The organism is Streptomyces flaveolus (assembly GCF_000716535.1).
Lineage (GTDB): Bacteria > Actinomycetota > Actinomycetes > Streptomycetales > Streptomycetaceae > Streptomyces > Streptomyces flaveolus_A.
Genome location: NZ_JNWV01000070.1, coordinates 19252 through 42715 on the forward strand (window position 1 = coordinate 19252; position 23464 = coordinate 42715).

The following is a 23464-nucleotide window of genomic DNA, read 5'->3' on the forward strand; positions in this document are numbered from 1 at the left end:
CCAGCCCAACCCGCACTCCTAAGGCAGGCATTCTCATGGAACGAAGAGACTTTCTCGTCACCTCCGCAGCGACGTCGGCCGCACTGGCCGTCGGTCTCCCGCCCGCCGCGGCGGCCGCGGCCCCACAGTCCGCGGTGGAGGCGGAGGACTCCGCCGCGCCGGACGCCTCGCGCCTGGCCCTGTGGTACGGCAAGCCCGCAGGCCAGTGGCTGGAGGCCCTGCCCCTCGGCAACGGCCGCCTCGGCGCCATGGTGTTCGGCGGAGTCGACACCGACCGGCTCCAGCTCAACGAGGACACTCTGTGGGCGGGAGGCCCCTACGAACCGGCCAACCCGCAGGGCCTGGCGAACCTCCCCGAGATCCGGCGCCGGATCTTCGCCGGCCAGTGGGGCTCGGCCCAAGACCTGATCAACTCGACCTTCCTGGGCAACCCGGTCGGGGAGTTGATGTACCAGACGGTCGGCGATCTGCGCCTGACGTTCCCCGGCACGGGTGACGTCGGCTCCTACCGAAGGGAGTTGGACCTCGACACCGCCGTGGCCACCACGACGTACACCCGCGGCGGGGTGACCTACCGCCGCGAGGCGTTCGCCAGCCATGCCGACCAGCTGATCGTGGTGCGGCTGACCGCCGACACCCCCGGCGCCCTCTCGCTCACCGCCGCTTTCGACAGCACCCAGCAGACCCAGAAGTCCTCCCCCGACCGGATCACCGCCGCGCTGGAGGGCACCGGGCAGACCCGCGAGGGCGTCACCGGCCGGGTCCGCTTCCGCGCGCTGGTCCGTGCCCGCGCCGAAGGCGGCACCGTACGCAGCGAGAACGGCACCCTCACCGTGACCGCCGCCGACGCGGTGACCCTGCTGGTGTCCGTGGGCACCAGCTACAACGACTACCGCGACACCTCCGGCGACCACCGCGCCCGCGCCGAGCGCCCGCTGAACGCCGCCACCGACACCCCCTACGGGCAGCTGCGCGCCCGCCATGTGCGCGACCACCGCGCCCTCTTCCGGCGCGTCACGCTCGACCTCGGCGTCACGGACGCCGCCAACGCACCGACCGACCAGCGGGTGGCCGCCTTCGCCCAGTCCGACGATCCTCATCTGGTGGCCCTGCACTACCAGTTCGGCCGCTATCTCCTCATCGCCTCCTCCCGCCCCGGCACCCAGCCCGCCACTCTGCAGGGCATCTGGAACGACCAGCTCTCCCCGCCCTGGGACTCCAAGTACACGATCAACATCAACACGGAGATGAACTACTGGCCGGCCTCCACCACCAACCTTCTGGAGTGCTGGGAGCCGATCTTCGCCCTGCTCGACGACCTCGCCCAGGCGGGGCAGAAGACCGCACGGGTGCAGTACGACGCGAACGGCTGGGTCGCCCACCACAACACCGACGCCTGGCGCGGCACCGCGCCCGTCGACGGCGCGTTCTGGGGCATGTGGCCCACCGGTGGCGCCTGGCTGGCCACCTCGGTCTGGGAGCACTACCGCTTCACCGGTGACCGCGAGGCGCTGCGCCGGCGCCTGCCGGTCGTCGAGGGCGCCGTCCGCTTCTTCCTCGACGCCCTCGTCACGGACCCCACCACCGGGTATCTGGTGACCTGCCCGTCCGTGTCGCCGGAGAACGCCCACCACGCCGGCGTGTCCGCCTGCGCCGGTCCCACCATGGACAACCAGATCCTGCGCGACCTGTTCGACGGTTACCTCGCCGCCTGTGACGCGCTCGGCGTCACCAGCCCGTACGCCGCCCAGGTGCGCCAGGCCCGCGGCCAGCTTCCGCCCATGAAGATCGGCGCGCTGGGGCAGTTGCAGGAATGGCAGCAGGACTGGGACGCCGGCGCGCCCGAGCAACAGCACCGCCACGTATCCCACCTGTACGGTCTCCATCCGAGCAACCAGATCTCCAAGCGTGGCACGCCCGAACTGTTCCGGGCCGCACTGAAGACGCTCGAGATGCGCGGGGACGCCGGTACCGGCTGGTCCCTGGCCTGGAAGATCAATTTCTGGGCGCGCGCGGAAGACGGATCGCGCTCCTACAAACTCCTCACCGACCTCCTCACTCCCGACCGCACCGCTCCGAACCTGTTCGACCTGCACCCGCCGTTCCAGATCGACGGCAACTTCGGCGCCACCGCGGGAGTGACCGAATGGCTGGTGCAGTCCCACACCGACGAGGTCCACCTCCTGCCGGCGCTGCCCCCGCAGCTTCCGCAGGGCCAGGTCACCGGCCTCCTCGCCCGCGGCGCCCTCACCGTCGACGTCTACTGGAGCGACGGCGCGCTGACCCACGCCCGCCTTGCGGCACGCCGGACGGGCGCGGTCCGTCTGCGCACCGCGGCACCGGTCGCGGTGCACGCCGAGGGCGGTGCCCGCACCGATGTGAAACGCCCCGAGAGCGCCGTCGTAGTGTTCGACACCCAAGCGGGCGAGAAGTACGTGATCACGCCGCTGTGACATGCGATCGGGACCGGGCAGGCCGCCCGGCCCCGATCACACGCCGCACGGCCCTGGCTGGAATCGCAGCGGCTCGGGGGGATCAAGGTGGCAGAGCCGAGCAGGTCCACCGGCGCCAACGAGTCCCGTGACGGCAGCTCGCACAACAGCGGGTCAGGCAGCGTTGCAGCACGGTGGGTCGTGTCCTGGCCGGTGCCAACCGCCACGACTCCCCGTTGCTCGCCCCGACCCTGGACCGTCTGAACGACCTGGGGCCGTTACCCGACGACATCACCGTGCACTTGGACGCCGGCTACGACTCGGACAAGACCCGCGCGCTGCTCAGCGAACGTGGCCTGCACGGGCGCATCGCGCACAAGGGGGAGAAGGCGCCCATCCAGGCCAGTCAGCGTCTGCATGTCGAACGCACCCACGCCTGGCACAGCGCCTTCTATCGGCTCGCCCGCTGCTACGAGCGGCGCACCACCGTCATCGACGCCTTCTTCGACCTCGCCGACACGATCATCACCGTGCGCAGTCTGATCCGGCAGGCATGGAGTACACACCGCTGGGACACCCGTCCTCGACGCCGCCCATGACTGATCACCAGGGCACGGGCGTTCCGTCCCAGGAGAAGAAGCCACCGGTGGGGCCGTCGTCCGGCAGCAGGGCCAGGCGGAGGGCACCCTGGGCGGCCTCGGCCGGGTCGCCGCCGGCAGCGGCGGCCCGGGGGTTGAGATCGGTGGCCCGCAGGCCGGGGGCGAGCGCGTTGACCTTGAAGCCGTCCTCGGCCAGCGTCTGGGCGTAGAGGACGGTGAGGGCGTTGAGGGCGGCCTTGGACGACCGGTAGGCGGCGGCGCCGCTTCCCGGGGTGAACTGGGGGTTGGGGGTGGTGCTCCAGGTCAGCGACGCCGTGCCACTGGAGATGTTGACTATGCGCGGGCGTGGGGACCGGCGCAGGGCGGGCAGGAAGGCATCGGTCACCGCCACTACCCCGAACACATTGGTCTCGTATGTGCGCCGGTACTCCTCGACGCCGGTGTGGGTCGGCGGGGCGAGTGACGGAGAGATGCCCGCGTTGTTGACCAGCACGTCCAAGCGGTCCATCTGAGCCGCGGCCTGGGCGACGCCGTCGGGATCTGTCACGTCGAGGACCAGCAGACGGGACCCGGCTCCGATCTCCTCGACGGCCCGCTGCCCGCGCCCGGGGTCACGGGAGCCCACGTACACGGTGAGACCCTCGGCGGCGAGCAGCCGGGCGATATGCTTGCCGATGCCCTTGTTGGCACCGGTAACCAGAGCTGTGCGTTCGTTCATGGCGACCACACTTCCCTGGTCGTGGGTGCCCTGCCAGGGACAGCCTGTACCAGGCAGTGGGAGGAGGCGACATGGCGCGGCAGGAGCTGGCCCACTACCTACGGGACCGCCGAGCGGCCCTGCGTCCGCACGAGATCGGCCTGGCGGCGACGGGCACCGACCGCCGCACACCGGGTCTGCGCCGGGAAGAGGTGGCGGAGCTCGCCCACATGTCGGTCGACTACTACACGCGGCTGGAGCAGGCCCGGGGGCCGCGGCCATCGGCCCGGATCCTGGACGCGCTGGCCCGCGCGCTGCGGCTCACGCCGGCCGAGCGCAGCCATCTGTTCCGCCTGGCGGGTTCGAGCGCGCCGCCTGGCCTCAGCGCCGTGCGGCGGGTGCGCCCGCACGTGGCCCGGATGCTGGAGCGGCTGCCGGAGACCGGTGCCATCGTCACTGACGCGGCGTACGACGTTGTCGCCTGGAACCCCCTGGCCCGGGCACTGCTCGACGCCGACCTTGGAGGCGGGACGACGAACCTGGCCCGACGCCGCTTCCTGGGCCAGGGGCGGATGTACGAGAGCTCCAGCGCCGAGGAATTCGGGCACATCGTGGTGGCGCGGCTGCGCCGGGCCGCGGACCGCTACCCGCAGGACCCGCAGCTGGCCGCGCTGCTGACCGAACTGCACGCCGGCAGTGAGGAGTTCCGGCAGATCTGGGAGGCGCGTCCAGTCCACGCTCCCGGGCATCGCACCAAGACCCTGGACCATCCGGAGGCCGGTGCGCTGCGGTTGAACTGCGACGTCCTGCTCGTGCCCGAGGATGACCAGGAAGTTGTCCTGATGACGGCCGACCCCGGATCACCTGCCGTGCGGGCCCTGCGCAGGCTGGCCACACAGGCGACCTGACTGCCCGTTCTCTATCCGGTCGCGTGGTCGATCAGCTTCGAACGGGGTGCTGGATCGGGTGACTTGTGGGCTGGTAGGGCATGGAGGAAGGGCCTCTTGGTAGCTCGCGGCTGTCGAGTCCAGCGAGAAGCAAGAGGCCCTGTTGTCGAAGTGTCGCGTGGTCGTGGTTGCCGGGTCCATTGCGTCCACTCCTGGGTGTGACTGTCTCGCCCATCGGTTCGGGAATGCGGCTGACCGGCCAGAGCGCCGACCGCGGTACGGCTCCGACATGAGCGATGCGGAGTGGGCACTGGTGCGGGATCCGCTGCCAGCGCCGGGATGGCCGGCCGGGGCGGGCCGCCGGAGGGCTGCTGCCACCGGCAGACGATCGACGCGGTGCGCTGTCTCGTCGACAACGGCATCAAGTGGCGGGCGGTGGACGCGAGAACGGGAGTCGTCTGTCTGCGACTTCGGGAGTCACTTCGCGGCACGGCTGCATGATCCATGTCGAAGAGTTGGGGAGTTAGCGCTCCCGTTGTCGGGCCTGTCCGGAGTGTGGTCCGTCCTTCGTGGTGATTGTGCAGAGAAGCACCGGACTCCTCCGACGAACCTGGTACGGGGCTGCGCGCACCGTGAGACTGGCAGCCAGCCGTGGCGACCTGCCCGCGGCAGCGTGTCGGCCGCCGAACCCCATTGGCCCGTCATCGTTTGAGGAGTTCAGATGCGTCTGCGTAAGCGCGCGACAGCCGCCGTGTTGATGAGCACCGCGGTCTTCACCGCCCTCGCTCCCCAGGCCATGGCCGCCCCCATGCCCTGGGATGGAAGTCGGCGTCGATGTCGCCCGCGACAGCGCCGGCCGGTGGCGGCACCCAGCGCGAAGGCACCGCCCGCGCCCCGAGACCTTGCATCTCAGCCCTGGGGCGTCGCGGAAACGGTGGCTCCGAGCACAGCGGAGTTCCGCCACTCGGCGGGGGAAACGCCGTAGGTGGCGCGGAACACCCGGCTGAAGTGCGAGGCGCTCGTGAACCCCCAGCGGTGGGCCACTGCAGCGATCGTGAGCTCCGCCGACCGGCGGGTCAGATCGCGTCGGCAGTGTTCCAGTCTGCGCTTCTGTATCCACCGGCTGACGGTGACGTTCTCCAGCTCGAACAGTTTGTGCAGATAGCGGACGGAGATGTGGTGCGCCCGGGCGATGGCGTCCGGCGTCAGGTCCCGATCCGACAGGTGCTGATCGATGTAGGCCCGGATGCGCAGCAGGAACATCCGGGTGGCAGTCGGGGTGTCCGTGGAGGATTTGCCGAGTCGCTCCTCGGCCAGGGTCTGCACCATGTCCACGACGTTGCGGGCGATCGACTCGCCCGTCCGCTCCGGGTACATCGCGGCAGTCTCCACGAGCCGGGACAGCAACGGCGTCAGCAACGCGCCGAGCGCCGACTCGCGGCCGAACGGCGCGGCCGTGATCTGCCGCAGGTCGGACTCGCCCAGTTCCAGGACGTGCCGTGGCAGGACGAGGGACTTCGTCTGGAACGGTTCGGGGAAGGTCAGCCGTAGGGGCCGCGCCCTGTCATAAACGAAGAGCGCCCCTGACCGCACGTGCACGTCTCGCGTATCCTGCTCGACCCGGGCGTCGCCCCTGCTGAGTAGCATCACGACGACGTGGTTGTCGTTGGTGCTCCCTGTGATGAGGCGTCGGGTGCGGAGGGTCTGCATGGGGTCGCCCTCAACGGTGACGCCCCGGATGGGGCCCAGCGATGACGTACGGACCGTGCCGGAATACACCTCTTCAGGAACGCTGATGTCAACGGCTCCGAAGGTCTGGGACAGCACCTCTCGCCAGTACGTGCGTCGGCGGTGGGCCGGCACCGAGTCCGTCGTGTGGAGGGCTGTTGATGGGTCCGGCAACATGGAAACCCCCGTCGTTCACCATACTTCTTACGGCACACATAATGGCGGCGCGAACGGTGTCGTGACATCACGTGAATCCGTGAGACCCACAGTAAGACCGTGTCCTATGTGGTGGCGGCTCGTTGAGCTTGAGGGCGGGTGCCTGCGGCGGGTGCCGTAGGGCTCGTGGTCGGTGAGTTCGATGGGGTCGGCGGTCAGACCTGCGGCCAGGGACGTAGGACGCCGTCGGGGTCGTAGCGCTTCCACAGGTCGGTGACGCGGGTGCCGGTCGGTTCGGGGTAAGCGCGTGCGAACGTCGTCTTGTCAGGATTGCTCTCGAAGTTCACGTAGGCGCCGTCGGTGTGGGGGGCGAGGGGCGCCCAGGCGGCAGTCAGCGTGGCGCGGTCGTCCGGCGGGAACGCCGAGGCGATGACGAGGGTGTTCTGATGGCGGTGTGTGAACGCCATGGCGGAGGGGGCCGGGTCGTGGGCCGCGCCGCCGAGCGAACGCAGCTGAACCAGGACCGGGTCGGGGGCGGCCGACGCCGCGACCAGGGCGCGGGCGGCGTCGGGGGTCATGTCGGTGAGCAGGCCGTTGGTCGTGCTGGATGGCATCTGCCCGGTGTTGGTGTGCAAGTGGAGCGGTGGGACCAGCTCTGTGTAGGAGACGACATGGGCCTGCTGGGCCATGACGTCACCGATGCCGAGCAGCGGTTCGATGGCGTCGCGGATGACGGACGGGCTGTCCGAGGCAACGACGGCGGTGATGAACGCGGTGGTGGCGGCGCCCTGCGAGGACAGCATCACCGCCGTCGACAGCTCGCGCGGCGCCCGCGCCATGACGGCCTCCCAGCGCCGTAGCGTCTCCCCGGCCGGGTCCACCGCCGCGACCAGCTGTGCACGACCCACGTCACGAAACTCCATGGCCTCGATTTCGAAGGCCACCGCGATCCCGGCACCCGCGCCGGCCCCGCGCATCACCCACAGCAGCTCAGGCTCTGCCTCGGCATCGGCACGCACGGCTGATCCGTCGGGCAGGACGACCTCGACGGCGCGGATGTGGTCGACGGTGAGCCCGTACTGCCGTACGAGCCATCCGACGCCGCCCCCGGTGGCGATGCCTCCGACACCGACGTTGCCGTGGTCGCCCGAACTGATGGCGAGCCCGTGCGGGGCGAGCGCCTGGGCGACCTGGGCCCAGCGGGCGCCCGCCTCGACGCGGACCAGACGGGAACCGCGGTCGAGGACGTCGACTCGGTGCAGCGCGCTCAGGTCGATGACGAGCCCGCCGTTGTTGGTGCCGCTGCCGGACAGGCCGTGCCCGCCGCTGCGGACGGCCACCCGAAGCCCCGTCTCCCGCGCGAACCGCAGCGCCGCCGCGACATCGCCCGCGGACTCGGGCAGGACGACGGCGGCTGGGTGGCCCACGGCCGTGTAGGTGGAGCGGAGCAGCGGGTAGCGGCGATCGTCGGGCGTGACCAACTTGCGGGCGAGTTCGACCGGCACGGTGCCGTTCATCGCCCGCTCCGGAGAGCGCCGACGCGCTCGCGCACCGCGGGCACGACCTCGGCGGCGAAGAGCGCGAGCTGCTGCTCGGGGTCCGCGGCGGGCCAGAAGACGAAGGTGTCGAAGCCGAGTTCCACGGCCCACTCGGCGAGGGTGTCTGCCCACCGCCGCACATCGCCGACGAGCCCCGGTCCGTCCATGTGGTCGCCGATCACGCCGATCACGTTGTAGACGCGCCGGAGCGTCCTCGGGTCGCGGCCCGCGTCGGCGACAGCCTCGTCGATGATCCGCTGACGCGAGGGCACCTCCTGCGGCGGGACGTAGATGTTCAGCGGAGAGATCCAGCCGTCGGCCAACCGGCCGGCGACGGCGAGCATCCGCGGCTTCTGGGCACCGAGCCAGAGCTCGACGGGCTTCGGGGGCACCGGTCCTGCGCGGTAACCGCCGACGGCGTGGTACTCGCTGTGCAGCCGGACGACGCCCCCGGACAGGGCCGCGCGCAGGAGCCCCAGGGACTCCTCGGTGAATGCCACCATGTCCTGCCCGCGTCGCGCCGGGCCGCCCATCGAGGCGATGGCATCGGGGATACCGCCTCCGCCGACACCGAGCTGGATCCGTCCGTCGGTGATCACACTTAGCGACGCGGCGGCCTTGGCGAGCATCACCGGCGGACGCAACTGAAGGTCGGCGACGTCGGTGAGGAAGGAGATACGGTCGGTGGCCGCGGACAGATGCGTGATCAGGGTCCAGGTGTCGAGGTGGCCGGGCTGATAGGGGTGGTCCTGGACGGCGAGGTAGTCCAGGCCCGAGTCATCCGCCGCCCGCGCAAGGCGCCGGGTTTCCACCCAGGCCCCGGCGGAGGGGTCGAGACTCACTCCGAAGGAGAGCGGGCGTCCGTAGTCGGTCATGCGTCTACGGTGCGCTGGACCGCCCCATCGGCGAAATTACAGGTAAGGTGCTAATATTATGTAAGTGGGCTCCATTCATGACGACACCTGCCCGAGCTTCGCGGGCACCCTCGAACTGATCGGACGCCGCTGGACGGGTTCGGTACTGCAGGCCGCCGACCGTGGCGCCCGGCGCTTCGGCGAGTACCGGGCGATGATCGACGGCATCTCCGACCGGCTGCTCTCCCAGCGTCTGAAGGAACTCGAGGCCGCGGGCCTCATCGAGCGCACCATAATCCCCACTACGCCCGTACAAGTCCGCTATCAGCTGTCCCCGGACGGCCAGGCACTGGTGGACGCCCTGCTGCCGCTCGCGCAGTGGACCTTGCGCCGCTCGGGGCCCAGGGGTGCGGGGGCGCGTCCGTCGTCGACGTAGCCTCCGGCCGCCGCCGTCCAGGAGGCGCGCGCACTCGACGCCGCTACCGCCGGCGGCATACCCGATGACGTCCTGAAACCGCCACGGCCACCGCCACCGCCACCGCCACCGCCATGGGCACGCAGCTGCCAGTTCCCGCGGATGTCGCGTGATCGGTGTCAGTGCGAAGTGATGCCACCAAGTCAGCTGTCCGTGGCGATGCGCACGGCGTCCCCGGACGTGCGTGCGGAGTCGTCCAGGGAGGCGAGCAGGCGCAGTCGGTCTTCGGAGTCGCTGCCGGGGCGGGCGTGGTAGGTGACGAGGGTCTGTCCTTGAGTGCCGGGGATCAGCAATTTCTCGTAGTGCAGCTCCAAGGGACCGACCTGCGGGTTTTGCAGCAGGCTGGTCCCGGTGGCCTTGTGCTTGACGTCCTGACGTGCCCACAGCTTGCGGAAGCGTTCGCTGCGTACGGACAGCTCTCCCACGATCTCGACGAGTCGCGGATCGTCGACGTCCGGTCCGACGACGGACCGCAGATAGGGCACGATCCGGGCGGTCATCTCCTCCCAGTCGGCATGCAGCGCTCGCAGTCCCGGTTCCAGGAAGGCGTCGAGGATGCTGTTGCGGCCGGGTGCGTTGAACGGTGAGAGGGCAACGGCCAGGGGGTTGGCGACGAGAACATCCATGTACGTGCCGTGGACGTACGCCGGGGTCAGCGGCCAGGTGTTGATCAGGGTGCGGATGCCGTCGCCGACTTTCTCGGGGCGGCAAGAACGCCGGGGGCGGGTGCTGGGAGAGGTGGCCAGCCGGACGAGGTAGGCGGTGGCCTCCTCGTCCAGTTGCAGTGCGTTGGCGATGCTGACCAGGACCTGTTCGGAGGGGTGCCGGTCACGGCCTTGCTCGAGCCGAACGTAATAGTCGGAGCTGACACCGGCAAGGAAGGCGACCTCCTCCCTGCGCAGGCCCGGGACGCGCCGGTTGCCGGCGTCGGGGATGCCCACGGCGGCAGGCTGGACGAGTTCCCGGCGGGCCCGCAGGTACTTCGCCAGGGCTCCCGGATCACCGTTGGCTGTCATGCGTTCCAGCATAGGTATGCGCCGGCTCGTCCGGGTGGCCCTGCCAGTCCCAGTCTCAGGCGGTCCTGGGCGACGCGCGACAGGTCCCGCACAGTGGCACAAGCACGGCCGCAACCGACAGGGACAGACGGTGAGCGCCATCCCGCCCCACCGACAGGGCAGGGCGACGCTGTTGCCCCTGGGGAGCTCGTCCGTACTGGTCACTTACCGGTTCTGCCGTACTTTCCGCACTTGCACCCCGACCGAGGAACACCCATGTCCGAACTCTTCCGTACTCCCTTCGACCGCCACTCGACCAGTGCGGAGGTGATCGACGGTGTCGACCTCTCCGGCAAGCGCGCCGTGATCACTGGCGCCACATCCGGCATCGGCGTGGAGACCGCCCGGGCCCTGGCGTACGCCGGCGCCGAGATCACCCTCGCGGTCCGGCGCCCCGACGCCGGAGAGCAGGTTGCAGCCGACCTGCGGACAAAGACCGGCAACGACGCCGTCCACGTCGCCCGGGTGGACGTGGCGGACCTGGACTCCGTCAACGCGTTCACCGCTGCCTGGGCCGGCCCCCTGCACATCCTGGTCAACAACGCCGGGATCATGATGCTCCCCGAACTGGAGCGGGGCACCGGCGGGCACGAGCAGCAGTTCGCCACCAACTACCTGGGACACTTCGCCCTGGCCCTGGGCCTGCACAGCGCACTCGCCGACGCCGGCGGTGCGCGCATGGTGACCGTCTCCTCCAGCGGCCACCTGTTCTCCCCGGTTGTCTTCGACGACCTCGACTACCGCTTCCGCCCCTACGACGCGCTCGGCGCCTACGGCCAGTCCAAGACCGCCGAGGTCCTCCTTGCCGTCGAGGCGGACCGTCGCTGGTCGAGCGAGGGCATCAGGGCGAACGCGCTCCACCCCGGGGCGATCGCCACCAATCTGCAGCGGCACACCGGCGGCCTGAAGACACCCGAGCCCTACCGGAAGACCATCGAGCAGGGCGCGGCCACCTCCGTCTTCCTCGCCGCCTCCCCGCTGGCGGAAGGCGTCGGCGGACGCTACTTCGAAGACGTCAACGAAGCCCCGCAGGTCACCTCGCGGCCGACACAACTGGGCGTGCCGGGAGTGGCGGCGTACGCACTCGATGCCGCGAACGCCGAGCGCCTGTGGGACCTCGGCACCACCATCCTGCGCTGAACGCGGTCATGAAATACGGCGAAGATCCTCAAGGAGGCAGGCACATGAGCAACATCAGAAGAGTCGGTTTCGTCGGGCTCGGTGACCAAGGCGGGCCCATTGCCGAGGCGATCAGCGAGCAGGGTTTCGAACTGCACGTATGGGCGCGCCGGCCGGCGTCGCTGTCCGCCGTGGCGGCTGTACCGCACGTGGTTCACGACACGGTGGCCGCCCTGGCGGCCTCCGCGGAGCTGATCGGGCTCTGCCTGCGGGACGACTCGGACATCTGGAGCCTGCTCGGCGACCAGCGACTCCTGGCGAACACCGCCCCCGGCACGATTATCGTCAACCACGGGACAGGCGACCCCGCCGAGGCCGAGCGGATCGGCGCGCACGTCGCCGAAGCGGGCGCGCTCTATCTTGACGCACCCGTCAGCGGCGGCGGTCCGGGCGCCCGCGCCCGCACCTTGACCACATTCGTCGGCGGGCACTCAGGCACCTTCCACACCGCACGTCCGGTGTTCGAGGCTTTCAGCGACACCGTGCGGCTGATGGGTCCGGTCGGAGCCGGGCAGCTCACCAAGCTGTTCAACAACGCACTGACCATCACCAACATGAAGAACGCCGAAGACGTCCTCGCCCTGGCCGAACAGCTCGGTCTCGACCTGCCCACGCTGATCGAGACCATCGGCGCCAGCAGTGGCGGCAGCGCGGCACTACGCGCCCTCGGCACCGACATCACCCCCGACCTCGCCGAACACCTCCACTCGCTGATGCGCAAGGACATGCAGCACTTCGCGCATGCCGTACGCGAGCGCGGCGCACGTCCCGACGAGGTCCTGGCACGCGGTGAGGCCGGCGCGTCCGGTCTGGTCCAAGCCGCCCGCCTGATCGCCCGGGCCAGGACCTGAGCCTTCCACCAGGCCCGTCCAGTCGGCTGAGGGCAGCAGGGCCCGGGTTCACCGGTGGTGGAGGGGGCTGTCGCCGTCGAAGAGTGGTGTCCACATGCCGTATCTCTCAGTCGCGCACCACGGTCAGGACACCCATGATCCCGATGGCCGCGATGGGGAGGTTGATGCAGAACCCCCAGCGCCAGTCGGCGTACTCGGTCAAAAGCCCGCCAAGCAACAGGCCCAGGGCGCCGCCCGCGGTGGCTACGGCGCCGTGGACGCCGAAAGCCTTGGCGCGCTCCCTGGCGTCGGTGAAGGCCAGGGAGATCAGCGCCAGGGCGGCAGGAGCGAGGAGCGCGCCGAACACGCCGTGAGGGCACGGGCAGTGAGGAGCGTGGGCAGATTCTGCGCCGCACCACCGAGGCCCGAGGCGAGGGCGAAGCCGACCAATCCGATCACGAACACCCTCTTGCGCCCCCAGAGGTCGCCCAGCCGTCCGCCCAGAATGAGCAGACCTCCGAAGGCCAAGCCGTATGCGGTGATGACCCGCTGTCGGTCGCCGTCGGTGAAGGGAGGTCGTGCTGAGCGGGCGGCAAGGCGATGTTCATGATCGCCCCCGTCCAAGAAGACCAGCAACTGGGCGACCGCAATGAAAAGCAGGGCCAACCAGCGGCGAGGTCGGGACGGTGGACGTCTTGGGACATGACTTGCATTCCTTTGAGGTGTCGTTCGTCGGCCGGGTTCTCCGGCCGCGCTGCGTCAGCGGAAGCGCCGTGCCGGTGAGCGGAGGCGCGGTTGTCGGCATCGATCAGGCGGCGCGGTGGACAGGCCGTGGCGGAGGTCGCGCACCGTGCACATGCCGTCGGCCGGATGTCGGGCGAGGCGGGTGGCGTTCCAGGTCACGACACGGGCCTGGTCGGCGGTCAGCCGGTCGCCGACCTACGACTCCCGCCCCCGGAGCGGGCGACCGCGGCGTCCGCCCCGGCCGAAGCCGGGGAGAGATCGGCGACCCGTACGTTGCCCCAGATCCGCCGAGCACCACGTCGTCCGCGGTGCCGTCGATCTCCCGGCCGGAAGTCGTCGCTGTGGGCCGTCAAGCTGCGGTAGGTCACCGATTCGCCCGCCCAACCCGCCAGCAAGCCGACCTTGTCGGCTGCGGCGGCGAACGGGACGGTGCCGCCGTCCTCGGCGACATCGGCCTCCTCGCGGTCGGCGTCATCGCGGAGGTACGCCGCCAGAGGATGGCACTCCCTGACACTTCCCGGAGCGGTGGGCCACCAGTGAAAGGCATATGGAACGGAGCGTCAAAAATATCTTGACCCATCGTTAGTTCGCGTTCTGGCAGACGTAACGGAAGGGCCGGCTCGCGACGACCGGCCTGTCGCAGGCACGTCGAGAGCCATCGCCGGTTCTTCGGCTGCGGTGTCGTGATCAGGGACGTAGAACAAGACGGCAGTACGCCTGCCGCGATCCCCACCATGTCGTCGAGCCCTGCCCCACCCAAGGCGGACCAGGGCGATTCCTCCTCCTTCACCTCTCATGCGGGTACAACTGCCGCGCGCGTTGATCAGCACGCAGAGGGCGGTCCCCTTCGGGACGCCGGAGTCCGAGGCCGGAGCAGATGCTGATCGAGTGCTTGCCGGCAAGGTACAAAATTGTTTGGCGATCGCTCGTCAAAGAGCTATGGTGGACTGATGGCACGCACTCGTGAGTTCGACACCGAAGCCGCCGTCACCGCGGCGATGGAGGTGTTCCGGCAAACCGGATACGGTGGCGCATCCGTGCGGGACCTGGCCGAGGCCATGGAGATCGGCAGTGGTTCGCTCTACGCGGCCTTCGGCAGCAAGGAGGGTCTCTACCTGGCCGCACTGGACTTGTACCGGCGGCGCTACGCGTTGCCGTTCATCGAGATGCTGCGGGCCGGCGGTGACGTGCGCGAGACGGTCCGTGCGGCTTTCGAAGCAGTGATAGACGAGATCACCTGTGGTCCCGGTCAGGCGTCATGCCTGATCGTAGGGGCGGCCATGGAGCGGGCGCACAGCGATGCGCAGGTGGCTGAGCGGCTCCGCACGACGACGCAGTTGCTTGAACTCACACTCTTCGAGGTGATCGTCGAGGCGCAGGGACGCGGCGAGATAGAAGCCGGCCGGAGCGCCGCGGATCTCGCGGGATTCCTCGTCATGACCTTCCAGGGGCTGCGGGTCATGGGCGCCATCAATGCGGATCGCGCCGCGCTGACGCGGGCCGCAGAGGTCGCTCTGAACTGCCTTCGTTGAGTGTGCGGCGCCGGAACCGCCCAACCATTAACGGCGCTACATGTCCATCGAAGGCGTTTTTCTGGCCGCTTTGTTTAACGAGCGTTCGATTTTGAATTGAGGAAGGGGTGTGACCCAGCCTCCGCAGGAATCAGCTGCGCGGGCGTGGGCGCCGGGCGTCCATGAGGCACCAAGCGTCCAGCGGCGATGTGAGCGCGCCAGCTCTGGGCGGCGCACCCGGCATGACAGCGGAGTAGCAGCCGCCACCGATCCCGCCCTTCGGGTCTGTCTCGCAGGAGCGATCCATGACCCCGTCATCGGCGCGAGCCCGGGAGATATGGCGAAGGCAACACCGTCATCACCACGACCCCCCAACCCGGGTCTCGGCTGTCGGCACTGCTGAGAACGGGGCCGCCTCAGTCCTCACCGTGCCGGCACCTCACGCGGGGGCCCCGGCCGGCTACCTCCCTGCTACGAAGATCCCGCTTCGATCAACATCAAGAGGAAGCATGAAAACAGTAGGAGTATCTGAATTCGGAGGGCCGGAAGCCCTGCGCGTCTTCGAGATGCCCGAGCCTCATGCCGGTCCCGGGCAGGTACGCATCCGGGTGCACGCTGCCACGGTGAACCCTGGTGACCGCTACTTGCGCAACGGGGCACTTGGCCGTACGTCCCCCGCACCCCCGTACGTCCCCGGCATGGAAGCAGCCGGGGTGGTGGACGAGATCGGCAGCGACACCGACACCGACTTGCGCCTGGGAGACCGCGTGATGGCGATGGCCAACCCGACCACCCCCACGGGCGGCGCCTACGCGGAATATGTTGCCCTGCCCGCGGAACAGGTGGCCCGCGCGCCACAGGGGGTGACTCATGCCGAAGCGGCCACCTTGCCCATGAACGGACTGACCGCGCGGCTCGCTCTCGACCTGGCCGGGCTCTCACAGGGGCAGACGCTCGCGGTCACCGGCGCGCCGGGAGCCGTGGGCGGCTACGTAACCCAGTTGGCCAAGGCGGACGGACTCACCGTCGTCGCGGACGCCTCGCCGACCGATGAGGAACTCGTGCGCTCGTTCGGTGCCGACATCGTCGTACCCCGGGGGGCCGATGTCGCTCAGCACGTCCTGCGAGCGGTGCCGGGAGGAGTTGCGGGGCTGATCGACGCTGCCGTCATCGGATCGACGGTGGTGGCGCCCGCCGTGCACGACGGCGGCGTCATCGTCACCGTCCTCGGCGAGGGATCCCGCGCCCTCAGCCCCGACGAGATGGGGCGCCGGTCCCTGCGCATGCGCATGGCCTTCGTCCCGGACTACCTAGGCGACCGCAGCCGGCTCGACCGTCTGCGTCAACAAGCCGAATCAGGAGAGCTTCTTCTCCGCGTAGCTCGTACCTTCCCTGCCGAACAGGCAGCCGAGGCTCACCGCCTGATGGAGGCCGGCGGCATCCGAGGCCGCCTCGTCCTGGAATTCTGACCCCCTCCACCTACCTTCGGCGGCCGCTCCATCCTGCAGGGAGTGTCGTCCATCACCTGAGCCCACTCAAGGAGACCGGCGGGCCGAGGACTCACATGGGTGGGCACAAAGAGAGATGGGGAGCCGACACCCGAGCGCGGTGGAGTCGTCCCCCTGAGACGGTCCGCCGGTGATGTGCCGAGTGCCGGCAGGGCTACGCCCGCGTGCTGCGCCCCGGCGGTCGGTTCCGCCGTATACCGCTGAAGGCCCCCCGCACAGGTCCACCGGTGGTCGTCCCATGTCAAGGTGCGCTTCTGCGGCGCGGCTCCGAGGCCATGCCTCGGCGGAGACGCACCCCCGCCCCGCCATCACCTGACTGCCCACACATGACTTCCGAGTGCGTCGCCGACTGGAACGTTCGATACAAATAGGTTCCATCTTTTCTTGACAGAGTGTTCCACATAGGGTTCACTGAGGGGGCGGGGCCTGATCGCGACGTACCGGTAGCGCGGCATTCCCACGGTCGAGTGCCAGGCCGGTCCAAGGGCCCGGACCCCAGTGCCCGTCGCCCACGTACTGCGGCGGCGTCGAAAGGAATCAACATGGACACGCAGGAATACCGCACGCCCTCAGCATGGCGTTCACGTGTGGTCGGCGCAGCCGCGATAGCCGCGCTGATGGTCGGCGGGGGTGCGGGCGCGGCGGCCTGGGCCTCCCAGCCCGCGTCCGCGGCGCGCCAGCCGGCTGAAACCACCCACACCACTGCGGCACGCAACGCGGCCACACTGCAGCAGCTGACTGACGTCGAGGACATCCGTCAGGTGAAGGCACGCTACTTCCGCTACCTCGACAGCAAGCAGTGGTCCAAGCTGGCCGCCCTCTTCACCGCCCACCCCACCATCGACGTGGGCGCCAAGTACAGCAGCGGCAAGGAACTCGCCGAGAAGACGGCGGCACTCCTGGGTGACGCGCCCACCGCCCACCAGGGTTTCCTGCCCGAGATCGAGGTGCGCGGAAACCGCGCGTCAGCGATCTGGGCAATGGAGGACTACGTGAGTTTCCCGCCTGGCTCCAGCTACAAGAACGGCTTCCACGGTTACGGTCAGTACCACGACACCTATCAGCGCATCGACGGCCACTGGTACATCTCCAGCACCGTGCTGTCCCGGTTCCGGGTGGACACCGTCCCCAACTGGACGCCGTCCGCCGCACAGAAGTAATCGCCGACCACAACCCCTTCGGCCCGCTTAGGGCCGCTCTCACAGGAGTCACAACATGAGCACCCTCGGTGTCGGAATCATTGGCGGAAGTCCGGGTGGCTGGGCCTCCATCAGCCATGTCCCCGCTCTGAAGGCACTACCGGATTTCGAGCTACGGGCTGTCAGCACCTCGCGCCGCGCGTCCGCAGAGGCGGCCATGCGAGAGTTCGGCGTCGAGGCGGCCTTCGACAACCACGCCGCACTGCTGGCCCACCCGGGGGTCGACGTCGTCGTGGTGGCGGTCAAAGTACCGCATCACCGGGAGCTGGTCTCGGCGGCGATCGACGCCGGGAAGACCGTCTACTCCGAGTGGCCGCTCGCCCTGAACCTGGCCGAGGCCACCGAACTGACCCGGCGCGCAGAGGCCGCCGGAGTGCGCACCGTCATCGGCCTCCAGGGTCGCTATCATCCCGAGTTGCGCTACGTGCGGCGCCTGATCGAGGACGGCCGAATCGGCCGGGTCATCGGCACCACCCTGGTCGGCTCCGGAATGGTCTGGAACGGGCAGACCACCAAAGCGCACACGTACTGGTACGACGACACCCAGGGCGCGACCCCCCTGTCCGGCGCCGCCCTGCACGCCGTCGACGCGCTCAACGTCACCCTCGGCGAGTTCAAGCACCTGTCGGCCAATCTCGTGCGCGGCCGCACGGAGGTGACCGTGACAGACGACGGCGACACCGTCGTCCCGGTGACCGCCCCGGACCAGATCTCTCTCATCGGTACCCTCGACAACGGCGCCGCCGCCTCGGTCTTCTACCGCGGCGGCACCTCACGCGGCGACAACTTCCGCTGGGAGATCAACGGCACGGACGGTGACATCGTCCTGACCGCTCCCTGGGGCAACGTCCAGGTGACCGACCTCACCCTCCAGGCCGGCTTCGGCGAGGACGCGACAGTCTCCACGCTCCAAGTGCCTGCCGAGTACTCGGCCGGCATCCCTGCGGGCCTCATCGGCCCGGCCAGGAACGTCGCCGCGCTCTACACCCATCTGGGACGGGACCTGCGCGAAGGGACCCACACCGTTCCCGACTTCGCCTACGCCCACACCCGCCACCAGCTCCTGGATGCCATCGGAAACGCGTCACGGCAGAAGACCGCGCAGACCCTCGGTTGAGTCGCCGGTACGCCGCATCATCCGGACGCTGTACGCAGTGAATATATAACGAACGCTCGCCAATGAATCGTGTCGCTCCATGAATGGTGAGTGGTGCGCCCACAAGTCCGGACTGGGAGGCGCGGCGGGTGGTGCGGGCCGGTGCGCAGTCGGAGCGGGTGTTCGGGCCGGCGCAGACGTTGGTGGCTCGGTGGTGGGAGCGGGCCCTGCAGTGGGAGCGGGAGCCGATCTGGCCGCGGCGCCTGCATCGAGTTGCGGGCGGGGAAGCGGGTAGTGATCTGGAGCGGTGGCGGATCGTGGGGCGGGACGCGGTCGTCTTCGGCGGAGGTGGTGACAGTGGCCGACGCCCTGCTGGATCCGGCCATGTCCGAGCTGGTGTGGGCCGACAGCGGTGCCGCACGGCCGCGGGCGCTGCCCGCCGACGGGGTGTTCTGCCGCAGGCTCGGTGAGCGACTGCGGACAGGAGCGCGGCCGCCGTGTGGGCGGCGGCGCCGGGGCGGGTGTCACGCAGCGCGGCAAGCAGCTCGGCGCGCTCCAGGGCGGCGAGGGTCTCTCGGTCGGGCACGCCCCAGCACAGCCAGGAGGCGGCTGGCGAGGGCCTACCGGGGGCGAGAGCGTACAGCGCGGTGCGGTGTGCGGCGGTGAAGGCGGGGGCGTACCGGTGCAGGGCGGGAAGGCGCACCCCGATCGCGTGGGCCACCGCGTCCTGGTCCCCGCGCGCGGCGAGCGCGCCGGACACCGTCTGAAGGACGTCGGCGGGTATCTCTCCTGGCGTGCGGGCCTGGTGGACGGCTTGCTCGAGCAGGCACCCCAGCGCCCGCACAGACGTCCCCGGCCCAGCAGCGGCGCGTCCGCTCTCCCGCCATCTGCCGGGCCGGGGGCGTCGCCGGGGGCGTCCGGGGCAGGGATGGCGGCGGGGCGGGCCAGTGGGGCGGCCGCGGCGTGCAGGGCGTGCAGGCGGGCCAGGCTCGTCTTCTCCTGGTCGCCGAGAAGGGCGGTGTCGGTGCGCCACATGGTGGTGAGCAGGTCGAACAGCGCCTGGTCGGCGAAGGCCCCTGCGGCCGACCGGTTCTCGGCGGCTGCGGCGCCGGTGGCGGGGGCTGTGGCGTCGAGGCGGCCGCGCACGTCGAACACCGCGGTGACAGCGACCTCAAGGGCACCGTCGGGGAGAGCGCCGGGGCGGTCGGCGAGGACGGCGGCCGCAGCGAGGTAGAACGCGCCGAGCTCTGGCAGCTGCAGAGCGGCCAGGACGGCGGGCACGTCGGCCGTCCAGGCGGCCGGGTCTGCGGCCAGGACCACGGCATCAATGCTGTCCGGCCTGGGCGGCGGCGCGTTCGGCGACGAGGCCGGCCTCTTCCTGGGCCGGGGTGTCGGCGCTTCGGGCAGGCCAGGCGCAGCCACACCTCATCGGCAAGGGCGGAGGGGTGAAGTAGCCGACGGCGGCAAGAAAGCCTGGCCAGGTGCCGTATTCGGGGCCGTCAGCGCCAGGGTGTCGTCAGGCATCGCGGCGCGCCGGATAGCAGTCCCTGGGCTTGAGAGCTGTCCAAGCAGTGGTACCAGCGATACCATCGGTACCATGACCAAGGCCATGAACTTGCGCTTCCCCGATCCAGCGCAGCGTGCCGCGATCGAGGCCGCTGCGAAGCAGGAGGGCGTCAGCCTGCAGGAATACATCCTTTCGGCTGCCTACGCCCGGGCCACCGCCGTGGAGGAGCGCTTCCTCGAGGCGTTCAGGGCGTCGATGTCGCACAGCGGTGACGCGTTCGCCGAGGAGGCCGGCGCAGCCGGTTCCGGTGCGCAGCAGCGCGAGGCGGAGCTTCAGGCGCGACGTGATCTTGACAAGCAGCAGGATCGGGGTCACGCCGCGTGACGCAGGACGAACCGCTCCACCCGCTGGACGTCGCCTTCCTGCTGCACGCCGCAGAGCTGCTGCCCGGTGATCCCCAGGTGGACGACTACGGGCCGCTCTACGCGGCGGCCGGCCGGGTCAACGCCAGGGCGATGGAACGCGACATCTACGGATCGGTGTATCTCAAGGCAGCCGCGCTGCTCCAGACACTGGTGAAACTGCCATGCCTGGAGCACTCCAACGAGGCGTTCGCCTGGCACTCCACCGAGGCCTACCTGGCCCTGAACGGGCACCGGCTCGGCTACCCGCCCAAAGAGGCCGTCTCTCTCGTGCGCGATACGGCGTCCGGCACCTTGGGAGTCGGCCTGATCGGCCGCCAACTGCGATCCTGGACCGTCTGACCCCCCTGGCTGGGGAATTGCGTGGGCGTCCACAGAGCCCGCTCGACTCCCTGTCCACCCCCGGCGTAGGTCAGAAAGCCACCGGTGCGGCCGACGGCTGCGCTCAGGAGCGCGGCACACCGCATGCGGTTGTTTTCCGGCATGGCTGGAAGGGGTGCGCTTTCCGGCCAGTACTCGCAGGTAGCGGTTGGTGGGGCCGGCCCGTATGGGCATGATCGGGGTTGTGTTACGCGAAGACGTTCCCGCTTGCGTGCGGTGGGAGATCCTGATGCACGAGCGGTTCAGCCGCGTCTGGATCTGCAAAGACTTCGGCCGCGCGGTCACTGGCGCGGACCCCGCCGAACTGGGCCGGACCGTCCTCGCCGCGTACCTCGCCGGCCGGTCCACCCAGGGTGAGACGTTCCGCGTCGTTGTCCGCACCGACGACGGCAGCCAGTGCGTCATCACTCCGGGCCAGCTCGCGGGCCCCGGCTGGAAAGCGGATCCGGTCATCTGCCAGGCACTGCCCGCGTACCTGCGCAACGCCCTGGCCTGACCCCGGCGGATCCACCGGCGCAGGCGGATGGCTATGGAAAGCGGGCCCGCCGACGAGGAGGGCCCGGCCGGCTGTCCGCCCCTCTGCTGCGGGCCTCAGGGGACGTCGCTGCGCCGCCGCGGCCGCTTACGTGAGTGGGTGGGGTCGCGGCCATGCCGTCTTCGCGGTCGGTCCCCAGCCCGGAGCCGCGCGGGGCGCGCGACTGGCCGGGCAGGGCGGCCAGCCACGGTCCGGATCGCGGGGTCAGGTCGGCCGGCGCATGCGGCCTCGCCCCGAACGGGCACAGCGCACGGGGGTAGAACTGATGCTGAGCTGATCAGCTGTAGATGTCACGTCCGGGCGCGCACAGAGGGTTCGTCGGTGCGGCGTCACGGCGGATGAAGATCGCCGATTCTCCGCCGTTGACCGGTGTCACCCAGCAGAGCCGGTAATGCCGGCGTAGGACTTCCCGCTTGGTGATTTCCGCGGGGGTCTGGTCCAACGGCTGGCCGGGGCGGTCGCGCAGGACGTTGATCTCGCGGTGCCTGAGCATGCGCTGGCGGATGACGTCCGGGGACGCCTCGACGCCGTACAACGTGCCTGAGGCCGCCGGGGTCTGTCGCAGTGCGATGTCGTCGAGCGGCCCGAAGGCGGTGGGCCGGGCGAGCACCCATGCGCGGCGGCGTGCGGGCTGGAAGAGGACCGGTTCGGGATCTCCGGGAACGGTGACGGTGAGTCCCCAGTAGCTCTCCACGGTGTCGGTGCGACTGACCGGGGAGCGTAGTTGCCAGTACCAGGGGCCGAGTGATGAGAAGAGGGCGAAGGCCGCGGCTGCTGTGGCGCCCAGTCGGCGCCGCCTGCGTGCCGGATCCGTCTGTTCGCGCACGATTCGCTGCCATTGCCGTGCGGCCTGGCCGGCCAGGAGGGCCAGCCCGGACATGCCGTACAGGACGTAGCGGTCGACGTACCAGGGGTGGACAAGGGACACCGTCAGCAGGAACCCGGCCGGGACTGTCACAAGCGGCACGCCGATCGCTTGGAGAGTCACTGCGCGGGGCGGCACAGGGTCCTGCCGGTGGAGCCATACCCCCAAGGCGGTTGCCACGGCGGCAGGGACCACGAATCCGAGCCAGTCGTGCAGACTCGGACGGCCGAGCCAGTCCAGCTGCGCGGACGCCTGACCAGCGCTCACCACGGCCAGCGGAGACACGGCACACCCGACACTGGCGGTCACCAACGCCCAGCGCCACCCGAGGCGGCGCACCCGGCCACTGCGCCAGAGCGTCACGGCGTGCGCGAGGGCGGCCAACAGGGCGAACACGTGCAGCCAACCGCCCAGCAGGAGCAACACTGCGTACCCGACCCACCAGCGTCGTCGCTCGTCCTGCAGCGCGCGCACGAAGAACCACGTCGCCCACACGACCGCAGCACTCACCAGTGCGTAGGAGCGGGCCTCTTGCGCGTAGAACTGCACCTGCGGGACACACAGAAACACAACCCCGGCCAAGAACCCGGTCGCCGGATCACCAAGCCTGCTGCCGATGGCGTGGACCCCCAGAACAGCGGTCAACGTGCCGAGCACCGACAGCGCTCGCAACGTCCAGACACCGTCGTCCCGCACGGCAAGCACGAGGTGCGCCAGGAAGTAGTACAGGCCATGGACAGCGTCAATGTTGTGCACCAAATGCCACAACTCGCCAAGAGAGCGTCTTCCCACCGCGTAACTCACGGTCTCGTCCCGCCACGACGAGGCGTCACGGTCAAGCTTCCACAGACTCACCAGCCCGGCCAGCAGGACGAGAAGAACCGTGAGCAGCCGCCGATACCGGCGGTTCAGCCGACGCTCATCATGGACCGGATGCCGCAGGTCGTGCGCCGCCTGAGTCTCCAAGATGCTGAACACCGCTTGCCCAGCATCCCGCAGCAGAGACAGCAACGACGCTAAGCGCGCAAGTAAAGACCGATGACGCCGGAGCCCGACGACCGGCACGACAGATCCCCCCCCCGCTCAACCTCCCTCACTCCGAGCCGAGGTGTGTCGATCCAGTCTGCACCCGACGGAACATACCGGCTGCCCGAGTCCTGTGTCCGTGTTACTGACCTTGAAGGCGGGTTGTCGTAGGGGCTGACGGTCGGTGATCGTCGCGGTATGCCGGGTGTATGAGGTATCCGCAGGGTGGGGGTCTGACCG

General features: G+C 69.7%; 18 protein-coding genes and 2 pseudogenes. 13 read left to right on the forward strand and 7 right to left on the reverse strand.

Features of this window, described 5'->3' with window-relative positions; translation table 11 throughout:
* Window positions 1-35 precede the first annotated feature (35 nt).
* Both OO52_RS43590 and OO52_RS43595 read left to right on the forward strand, forming a co-directional pair.
* Window positions 36-2453, forward strand: a complete 2418-nt coding sequence (locus tag OO52_RS43590) for a glycoside hydrolase family 95 protein (RefSeq protein WP_030655798.1) — start codon at window positions 36-38, stop codon at window positions 2451-2453.
* Window positions 2454-2626: 173 nt separating this feature from the next.
* A pseudogene (locus tag OO52_RS43595) lies at window positions 2627-3031 on the forward strand (transposase); the annotation flags it as partial.
* Window positions 3032-3035: 4 nt separating this feature from the next.
* On the opposite strand, the gene OO52_RS43600 reads toward OO52_RS43595, so the two are convergent.
* Window positions 3036-3749 carry an SDR family oxidoreductase gene (locus OO52_RS43600; protein ID WP_030655794.1) on the reverse strand — a complete coding sequence of 238 codons (714 nt, stop codon included), beginning with the start codon at window positions 3747-3749 and terminating at the stop codon, window positions 3036-3038.
* A 71-nt stretch (window positions 3750-3820) separates the two neighbouring features.
* Between OO52_RS43600 and OO52_RS43605 the strand changes: the two genes are divergently transcribed.
* Window positions 3821-4636, forward strand: a complete 816-nt coding sequence (locus OO52_RS43605) for a helix-turn-helix transcriptional regulator (protein WP_030655793.1) — start codon at window positions 3821-3823, stop codon at window positions 4634-4636.
* An 888-nt stretch (window positions 4637-5524) separates the two neighbouring features.
* Here the strand turns inward: OO52_RS43605 and OO52_RS43610 are convergent.
* The 3 genes from OO52_RS43610 to OO52_RS43620 form a co-directional block, all read right to left on the reverse strand.
* Window positions 5525-6520 carry a helix-turn-helix domain-containing protein gene (locus OO52_RS43610; RefSeq protein ID WP_030940702.1) on the reverse strand — a complete coding sequence of 332 codons (996 nt, stop codon included), beginning with the start codon at window positions 6518-6520 and terminating at the stop codon, window positions 5525-5527.
* Between the two features lie 194 nt (window positions 6521-6714).
* The gene (locus OO52_RS43615; RefSeq protein ID WP_037630679.1) at window positions 6715-8016 is read right to left on the reverse strand and encodes an FAD-binding oxidoreductase; all 1302 of its coding nucleotides are present in this window, start codon (window positions 8014-8016) and stop codon (window positions 6715-6717) included.
* Window positions 8013-8912, reverse strand: coding sequence for an LLM class flavin-dependent oxidoreductase (locus OO52_RS43620; protein WP_030655791.1), 900 nt, complete (start codon window positions 8910-8912; stop codon window positions 8013-8015). The genes OO52_RS43615 and OO52_RS43620 overlap by 4 nt, the downstream gene beginning before the upstream one ends.
* 64 nt (window positions 8913-8976) lie before the next feature.
* On the opposite strand from OO52_RS43620, the gene OO52_RS43625 reads away from it, so the two are divergent.
* A complete protein-coding gene (locus tag OO52_RS43625; protein ID WP_051818962.1) occupies window positions 8977-9327 on the forward strand; it encodes a winged helix-turn-helix transcriptional regulator in 351 nt (116 codons plus the stop codon).
* Between the two features lie 182 nt (window positions 9328-9509).
* Here the strand turns inward: OO52_RS43625 and OO52_RS43630 are convergent, their stop codons facing one another.
* Window positions 9510-10382, reverse strand: a complete 873-nt coding sequence (locus tag OO52_RS43630) for a helix-turn-helix domain-containing protein (RefSeq protein WP_030655788.1) — start codon at window positions 10380-10382, stop codon at window positions 9510-9512.
* A gap of 255 nt (window positions 10383-10637) precedes the next feature.
* Between OO52_RS43630 and OO52_RS43635 the strand changes: the two genes are divergently transcribed.
* Together OO52_RS43635 and OO52_RS43640 are read left to right on the forward strand one after the other, a co-directional pair.
* The gene (locus OO52_RS43635; protein ID WP_030655786.1) at window positions 10638-11561 is read left to right on the forward strand and encodes an SDR family NAD(P)-dependent oxidoreductase; all 924 of its coding nucleotides are present in this window, start codon (window positions 10638-10640) and stop codon (window positions 11559-11561) included.
* 44 nt (window positions 11562-11605) lie between these two features.
* Entirely contained in the window at window positions 11606-12451 is an 846-nt protein-coding gene (locus tag OO52_RS43640; protein WP_030655782.1) for an NAD(P)-dependent oxidoreductase, read from the forward strand.
* 106 nt (window positions 12452-12557) lie between these two features.
* On the opposite strand, the pseudogene OO52_RS49020 reads toward OO52_RS43640, so the two are convergent.
* A pseudogene (locus tag OO52_RS49020) lies at window positions 12558-13066 on the reverse strand (MFS transporter).
* Between the two features lie 1058 nt (window positions 13067-14124).
* On the opposite strand from OO52_RS49020, the gene OO52_RS43650 reads away from it, so the two are divergent.
* The 7 genes from OO52_RS43650 to OO52_RS43680 all read left to right on the forward strand — a co-directional run bounded on the left by OO52_RS43650 (window position 14125) and on the right by OO52_RS43680 (window position 21294).
* Window positions 14125-14706: a TetR/AcrR family transcriptional regulator gene (locus tag OO52_RS43650; protein ID WP_030655776.1), complete on the forward strand. Its 582-nt coding sequence runs from the start codon at window positions 14125-14127 to the stop codon at window positions 14704-14706.
* 545 nt (window positions 14707-15251) lie between these two features.
* Complete coding sequence (locus OO52_RS43655) at window positions 15252-16154, forward strand: NADP-dependent oxidoreductase (RefSeq protein ID WP_078877529.1); 903 nt, start codon at window positions 15252-15254, stop codon at window positions 16152-16154.
* 581 nt (window positions 16155-16735) lie between these two features.
* On the forward strand, window positions 16736-17353 hold the full coding sequence (locus OO52_RS43660; protein ID WP_078877530.1) for a nuclear transport factor 2 family protein: 618 nt from the start codon (window positions 16736-16738) through the stop codon (window positions 17351-17353).
* 55 nt (window positions 17354-17408) lie between these two features.
* Window positions 17409-18509, forward strand: a complete 1101-nt coding sequence (locus OO52_RS43665; protein ID WP_030655770.1) for a Gfo/Idh/MocA family protein — start codon at window positions 17409-17411, stop codon at window positions 18507-18509.
* A 1576-nt stretch (window positions 18510-20085) separates the two neighbouring features.
* Complete coding sequence (locus OO52_RS43670) at window positions 20086-20379, forward strand: DUF1778 domain-containing protein (RefSeq protein ID WP_234339992.1); 294 nt, start codon at window positions 20086-20088, stop codon at window positions 20377-20379.
* A complete protein-coding gene (locus tag OO52_RS43675) occupies window positions 20376-20759 on the forward strand; it encodes a toxin Fic (protein ID WP_030655765.1) in 384 nt (127 codons plus the stop codon). Before OO52_RS43670 ends, OO52_RS43675 begins: the two co-directional genes overlap by 4 nt.
* A gap of 268 nt (window positions 20760-21027) precedes the next feature.
* Window positions 21028-21294 carry a hypothetical protein gene (locus OO52_RS43680; protein WP_030655762.1) on the forward strand — a complete coding sequence of 89 codons (267 nt, stop codon included), beginning with the start codon at window positions 21028-21030 and terminating at the stop codon, window positions 21292-21294.
* Window positions 21295-21610: 316 nt separating this feature from the next.
* Here the strand turns inward: OO52_RS43680 and OO52_RS43685 are convergent, their stop codons facing one another.
* A complete protein-coding gene (locus tag OO52_RS43685) occupies window positions 21611-23176 on the reverse strand; it encodes a glycosyltransferase family 39 protein (RefSeq protein WP_051818957.1) in 1566 nt (521 codons plus the stop codon).
* Between the last annotated feature and the right edge of the window lie 288 nt (window positions 23177-23464).